The sequence below is a fragment of the Methylobacter sp. genome, from assembly GCF_004322395.1.
Lineage (GTDB): Bacteria > Pseudomonadota > Gammaproteobacteria > Methylococcales > Methylomonadaceae > Methylobacter_A.
Window position 1 is genome coordinate 1 of the sequence record NZ_SCTW01000155.1, and the last position, 6,992, is coordinate 6,992.

Here is a 6,992-nt window from a genome sequence, read left to right on the forward strand (position 1 = left end):
AAATAGAGTGACGGACACCGTCACGAAAGTACGGTACAGCCATGCCAGCGGAGTGTAACAAAGCAGCCAAAGCCGTTCCGATTCGGTCTCATGAGAAGGGGCTATATCATACGCGCCAAAGACATGCCGATCCCACAAGTAGGTCAGGTACTTTTGCCCGCGCTGGGCAAGATTAGGAATCTCAACCAGATCGGTGAAAATATAATAGCCGTCATAGCGCAGCAATGGATTGCCGTTTACCACCAGTGAAGAAACTCCCGCAATCACCATCACATTAAACGCCATCGCACGAACAATGCCCGGCTCAATCAGCAACCAAACATACAGCGCCAGCGCAGCTAGGAAGAGTTCAACCAACATGCCGGCAGCGGCCACCATGGCGCGCCTGTATTTTGAAGGAAACGCCGCTGACGATGACGCATCCACATACGGTACCGGGGCAAAGACCAGAAACATCACGCCCATTTCATGCACTGCACCGCCCCATACTTTAGTTGCAAAGCCATGCCCCAATTCATGCAGCAATTTAACGACCGGAAAAACCAGAACCATGACCATCAGGTTGCTTGACGACAGCACATTATCCGATAAGTTATTAGTTAACTCGGACCAATGCTGAGCTGCCAGAAACAGTGCGGGAAACACCACTGCCAGCCATAGCAAAGCGCCCGTCGTGCTAAAAAGCCAAGCCAAGCTTGGCGCCCAGCGCGACAGAAAATTATTGGGATCGACCAATGGCAGCTTAAGGCTCATCGGGTTAAGGAACCATTGCTTCAAGACGGCAATGCGTTTTTTGTTATATCGTTGAAACAGCGCTACCGGATCCGGCGCAGAATCAACTTGCAATAGGTCTGCCGCATGCATTTGCACTAATAAATCGACAACCTCGTTTTGGGTACAGGCATCCTCTTCACCCGCAGTGTTGGCAAGCTCCCACAACGTTTGGACGGATTTCGCGCCATCCATTCTCTTTACCAGCGCATAAGCTCCCGGAGAAAGCCTGTGATATCGCCCGCCGGTCTGGTCCTGCACCACATACCAAACCTGGCTGCGATAGACATGGCGATGCACGCGCGCTTGCGGAACCAAACGCGGTTTTAACTCGGCAACGCTATGCCATGAGGAACTAAAGATGCTGCGGGTCATGGATAGTACGTCATCTGGAAAAACGGCTCTTTGTCCACGAAAAACACGAAAGACACAAAAATACTCATAGAGATTCCAGACTGTAGACCATCACTCTTTGGGAAATGACTAAATAAACACAACACATCGATTTATTTATTAATGTTCGTGCTTTTCGTGGACAAAATAATTTCATGGCATCCAAGTCCACAACGTCAGCGTTAACCAATCGGTAAAACTATGAATCAGCACCCACCACAATGAATGCCGATCAGTAACAACTTTCCCTACGCCTTCCATGCCTGGACGCAGCCGTGTAGACGCATCGGAAAGGCTCGCTTCGACTCTGAAGAAATTTTTCCCATCTTCCGCCGTTGCAACGGGGGTCACTTTTTGTATTGTCAGCGGCATTGCGTCCCCGGCAATGCCTGTAATGACCAGCATTCCCGTCTGCCCTATCTTGATATGGCGAATGTCCCGTTCGTCTATTTGCAAAATCACCCGGTAACTCTGCAACGGCGCAATCTCAAATAACTTCTTGCCAACCTCGACCGGCGCTCCAACTTGCTGGCTTAAATCACCGGATACAACCAATCCATCAAAAGGAGCGATCAAATGCGCATACTCAATCTTTTTAGTCACCAGATTTAGTTCAGCCTCAGCTTGGTTTAACTGGGCTCCCAGTACCTGCACCTCCGCCAAATCATGGGTCGCCATAGCCTCGCGCAGACGGTTATCGTACTGATCGCGCTCACTTGACCAACGCGCCTTCTCGATCATCAGATCATGATCATCTAACGTGGCCAGCAGTTGCCCTTGCTTTACCGTATCGCCTGCACGGACATAAGTTGAACCAACAAACCCGTCGAATGGAGCCGATACGACGCGTTGTATCTCGCCTTCAATGACAGTTTTTGCAGTCACTCGATAATCGATATGCACTAACAATAAAATCGCCAACAATATAACCAATGATGCCGTTGCCGCTTTCCATATCAAATAACGCGGCCCAAACAGCTTTGCCAGTATTGATTTAGCTCCATCCGCCAAACGTACCCAGCCATTTTGTTCCGCCTTTTTGCGCTGCGAAATAATCGGGGCGGCCATCGCAACAAAAGCATCCAGCCAGACCAATTTCGCATCGTCAAAAGCTTTACCGGACGACTCTAAAATAAGGATGCCCATACTGCGCCCGCCCTCAAAAAGCGGACAGGAAATAACAGACCTGGAGCCGGATATTTGCATCAGCTCGCGATGCATTGGGAAATGACTAGTCTCGGAACTCATGTTGAGCAGTTCCATCTTGCCGTGATCGTAAGCCTCTTCCATGGCGTGTAGGTAAGCTTTGGCAAGCGACGTGTTTTTCTCAAAGGCCGCAGCTTCCGATAGCGCAGTCAACTTGACGTTGTCGTTGTTTACCAGCCCTATCGCAACCCTTGCGCAATCAAGACGCTGCCGCAGTTCGTTGACCGTTTCGAATAAGACCTGCTGCAATTTTCCATGGCGCAAAACGACAGCAATGACTTCCAATACCGAGCCGACATGAGACTTGGCATTTATTGCATCTTCCAGTTCCCGCCCGGTAAGCAAGCCCGACAGCCAGGCGCTGGCCCAATGAATGTCGCGAAATATCTTGTTGACATCATCAACATCACAATCGGCTTCGACAGCAACAACCGCACTCACTCGCTGCTCTAAAATAATCGGATAAGCAATCTGGGTTAAATGAGCCAAATCAGGCTGATCCGGTCCATCTTCAGCTTGCTGCGCTAAAGCGGCCGATTGAACGACACCGCGCCGGTCCCGCAAGCAAATCTCCACTATTTTTGCCAGCCTGCCCATGCTTGGACTTGCTTTTGGCCAAACGGCCATCGGCACATAAATTTGCATTTCCTGATTTTCAACCAATACCGCTGCCGCGCTTGCGCCTGGAATCTGTTCGCATATCAAAGCAAGCCAAGCCTGGCACAATTCATTCGATGTATTGGCATTAACAAAAGCATCCCAAGGCGATGCCCCTTGATCTGCCAGAGTTAAACCGTCATCTTGCGCGTATTGATTCACTCGACAAGCTCCGTCAGGACTTTATCCGTTTCCGACACGCTAACACCTGCCGGCATCTCCACAAAAAGGGAATCTAAAGCCGCAATGTCCTCATTTAGCAAAATACCCATAACGGATTTTAATTTCACAAAATTAACAACCTGATCATAGCGGCTTTTACTGTAGTCGCGTTGCGCTTCAGATAGCTTCTGCTGCGCTTCCAGGACGGCTGTTTCAAACTTCAAACCATTACGGCTCGCAACTGCCGCCGCAAGCAATGCTGAATTTGCGGCCTTGATCGCCTGTCCGGCGGCACGGGCTTTTGAGTAAGCGGAATACCAGCCATACCACGCCTGCTTGGCAGATAAAATCGATAAGTTTCTTGCCGCATCAATATCGAAACGGGCTTTTTCTTTTTGCGCAACGGCCTCATCTACCTTAGCCGTCTGAGTACCGCCGGAATAAATAGGCATATTGAGCTGTAAGCCAACGGTTCCCAGCATAATGTCATAGCCCGCCTGTCCGGGAAAACCGCCGACCGGCTGGCTATTTTTTCCATAGCTGGCGACCAAATCCAGAGTAGGCTGGTGTCCTGCCTGCTGCTTGCGAACCTCATGTGAAGCCGCTTCATGAGCTTGTATGGCTGCCAATATATTGTGATTTCCGGATTCTACATTTTCTAACACAGCGTTGAGTTTTTCACTGCTCAAGTCGGCAAGCTCGGCATCTGCTCGCATGAATGTTGGGGTGATTTGATCGACATTACCGACAATTTGCTCTAATGCCGCACGTTTAAGATTTAAATCCGTCTCGGCAGACACCTCTTCAGCCATGGCCTGATCTTGCTTTGACCCAGCCTCCTCAAGCTCCGGCCTGCCTATGTAATTAAGCTCAAAGCCGCGTTTCGCCTCTTCCCATCGGTGTTGGGCAACTGCAATCTGCCGTTGAGTAAACAGTACCTGATCCCGGGCAGCCAACAAATCAAGCCACACAGAAACGACCTTTGCCAAAAGCTCCTGCTCGGTATTCGCTAATTGCTGCTCTGCCTGAAAGGCTGCAGTTTCAGCTTGCTGCAGGCCAATATAACTTGGACGTTTCCAGATCGGCTGCGTAAGGCTTATTTGTTCAGAGTCGCTATCATACTTATCCTGCGCAGGCGGAACTTCTGTGCTACGAGTAATATAATTCCGCTTGTTGAAATTCACACTGGCAGTCACATTGATTTGCGGCAGCAAGCCGCCCAATGCCTGATCCGTTCGCGCCCTGGCAGCCTGTACGGCGGCCTTGGCGCTCAGATACGCGGGTTCATTGATTCGCGCCATGTCTAACAAGGAAGATAACGTCTCCGCATGCGCTGTGCTACATAAAAACGGGCTAATCACCAGCATCATTCGCCAATGGCGAATCTTATTAAAAGAAGTGGCTGGTTTTATTATCAAAATTATTTTTTGAAGACTTAATACTCTGCTGATGTACATGCAAAAACTCTTGATTAGATTTGTAGCTAGCGGCGCCGCTACCCGTCTTGGCGACCCACTCGTTCGGGTTATGGTGGGCGGGAAGTCTTCGCTGAGGTACTGGGTGTAGTCGATGTACCAGCCGTAGTGCGGCGTCGGTGTCAAGGGTGATGGTGGAGGTAGCGCCTTCACCTTTGGTTTCGCCAACTGCGGAGCCTGTGAGGTTATCAAAAGTCACAGCAGGGCTGACGTAGTCGTAACCAGCCAAACCCGCTGGCAAGTTTAGGGTGTAAGTAAGTTGGGCTGGAGAGGTACTGGAAGGTTGAGATATTTTCCAATAGGGCTTTGCACAGCGCTCGACATCGTCAATTCTTTCACCGTTTTCGCCAATTGCGTAGGTTGGCTCACCGGAGAGTCCAACCGACATGGTGTAGTAAATCTGTACGGTAATATCGCCCGTTTTGGCTTCCATCACAAAATAGTCGTAATCGCCGTAATCGACATCCGGGATATATTGGTAATGATTCCGTGTGTAATCAATGGCTTCAGAGTATTTCTGAACTAGGCGACCATGTTTGGGTTGCTCAATAATTCGAACACTAATATCGGTTCGTTCGCTACTGTCTGGATTAATATTAAGATCTTGATTCAAATATTGAAAACTATACGTTCCTGCATCCAAAGTTGGATAAATATTAGCTGGCCCGTTGATTGCGCTACATACGCCCAATTTATGAAGTACAACTTCCCTCCCCATTTGGACTGTCTGGGTATTGGCCGCCAGATAAATCGCTGGTTGTTCAATGGGATGCGTTGATAGATCAGGAATCCACATGGTAAATTCTCCTTCTTTGAAATTAAGCGCTTTTTGAGCCTGCACTAATAAGGTTGACGTGCTATTAGAGTCTCGCCGGGATGACGGTAATGGTTTGCCCGGTAATCGTTGCACCTACGGCGAATTTTCCGCCGCTGATAATAAGGCGGCGCTAAGGTCAAGTATCCATAATCCGATTGGTCGCCGCCACCAATGCTTGCGCTATCGGTAGAATCGCCGAAATAAAGGCCCGGATCAAGCAATAAAGTGAGCGGGCCTTTGAGGTCGTCGGTACCGATGTTGGTCAGGCTAACATCGTAGCTGACTTCGCCTGTCGCCCGGTTGGCGCGGGTGTGATTTTTCAAAAGTTCGACTTTTTTCGTTGTTCATCGACAAAAAGCCGTAGCAGGCAGCAATAAACGATCTGACCTACCTGATAATTCGATAAATCCAAAATGACGATAGAATTCCGCAGCCGAATCATCTTTTGCATCAACAATGATACCAACCACAGCCAAAGTGTCTCTTGCTTGTTTTACTTTTTGACATGCATCTGCCAATAAGATTGAGCCAAGTCCTTTGCCTTGAAAGGCTTGATTGACCGCTAAACGGCCTATTAACGCCACTGGCACAGGGTAACAAGGCAGTTTACGAGCCAATTTCTCAGGTAAGGCTGAACAATTGATGCTGCCAGCACTCAACGTGAAAAAACCCGCCAAGCAATTCAAATCATCTGCTGGCGAAGCAATAAAAACTCTAGCAAGATCACGTCTGATATCCTGTAAGGCATAGCGACGGATATAGTCATTAAGGGCAGACTGACCGCAATTAAATCTTTTCGCATCCATTGTTCCATCGTGAGCACGGATAATATAGCCCGTCAACGGTTAACCTGTTCACTATGGCGATTGAATGCACGGCTTAAAGCTGCATTGGGTTCAGCAGGTTCATCAAGAGCAGCAAGAAAAGCTTGAAAGTCTTCGGGCTTTAAAGTGATCGACTCATGCTCTTGAATCACATGTTCTGCAGAAGCTAAAGCATGAGAGAGTACAAATTCAGAAATGCTCACATGCGCGTAGGCGGCTGCCTTATTAAGCATCTGCCGGGCATGATTATCACAGCGTATGTTAAGACGGTTTTCCTTGATGGTTACTGTGTTCATAAAAAATCTCCAAACTAATAATTAAATTATGCACCGTTTGTACAGACACTGCAAGTATAGCTTCATACAAATGCTGGTCAAACCAATCTATTTTAAAAGACGCGTTTTTTCTCAGCCTTTGGTCATATTTCATGATCACACAATCCAAGATCGTCATTCCGGCATGGATTCGCTACGCGCTCTATCGGGTCACTTCAGGCTATCCAGCCTGATGCCCTTCATAAATCTGTTCCAGACAGATTTGTGCCGGAATCCAGGCAGGTATGACGAGCTTGCGTATAATCTGACAAAGTAGAATTAAGACCCCAAGCTCTCACATAATTATCGGAGCCATCACCCCATTGTCCGCCCTGTCCGGTCGGTAAAGCAGGCGGTAGCGACCTCATCTTTG

7 protein-coding genes are annotated in these 6,992 nt (G+C 48.6%); all 7 read right to left on the minus strand.

Features of this window, described 5'->3' with window-relative positions; genetic code table 11:
- On the minus strand, positions 1–1,146 hold a 1,146-nt coding region (locus EPO18_RS20080), incomplete at its 3' end, for a hypothetical protein (protein ID WP_292436609.1).
- Positions 1,147–1,317: 171 nt separating this feature from the next.
- Complete coding sequence (locus tag EPO18_RS20085) at positions 1,318–3,189, minus strand: GAF domain-containing protein (protein WP_292436610.1); 1,872 nt, start codon at positions 3,187–3,189, stop codon at positions 1,318–1,320.
- The gene (locus EPO18_RS20090) at positions 3,186–4,490 is read right to left on the minus strand and encodes a TolC family protein (protein ID WP_472850918.1); all 1,305 of its coding nucleotides are present in this window, start codon (positions 4,488–4,490) and stop codon (positions 3,186–3,188) included. Before EPO18_RS20090 ends, EPO18_RS20085 begins: the two co-directional genes overlap by 4 nt.
- Before the next feature lie 88 nt (positions 4,491–4,578).
- On the minus strand, positions 4,579–5,460 hold the full coding sequence (locus tag EPO18_RS20095) for a hypothetical protein (protein ID WP_292436612.1): 882 nt from the start codon (positions 5,458–5,460) through the stop codon (positions 4,579–4,581).
- A gap of 44 nt (positions 5,461–5,504) precedes the next feature.
- Positions 5,505–5,804, minus strand: a complete 300-nt coding sequence (locus tag EPO18_RS20100) for a hypothetical protein (RefSeq protein WP_292436615.1) — start codon at positions 5,802–5,804, stop codon at positions 5,505–5,507.
- Positions 5,805–5,825: 21 nt separating this feature from the next.
- Entirely contained in the window at positions 5,826–6,323 is a 498-nt protein-coding gene (locus EPO18_RS20105; RefSeq protein ID WP_292436617.1) for a GNAT family N-acetyltransferase, read from the minus strand.
- Positions 6,320–6,601, minus strand: a complete 282-nt coding sequence (locus tag EPO18_RS20110) for a type II toxin-antitoxin system TacA family antitoxin (RefSeq protein ID WP_292436618.1) — start codon at positions 6,599–6,601, stop codon at positions 6,320–6,322. The genes EPO18_RS20105 and EPO18_RS20110 overlap by 4 nt, the downstream gene beginning before the upstream one ends.
- Positions 6,602–6,992 lie beyond the last annotated feature (391 nt).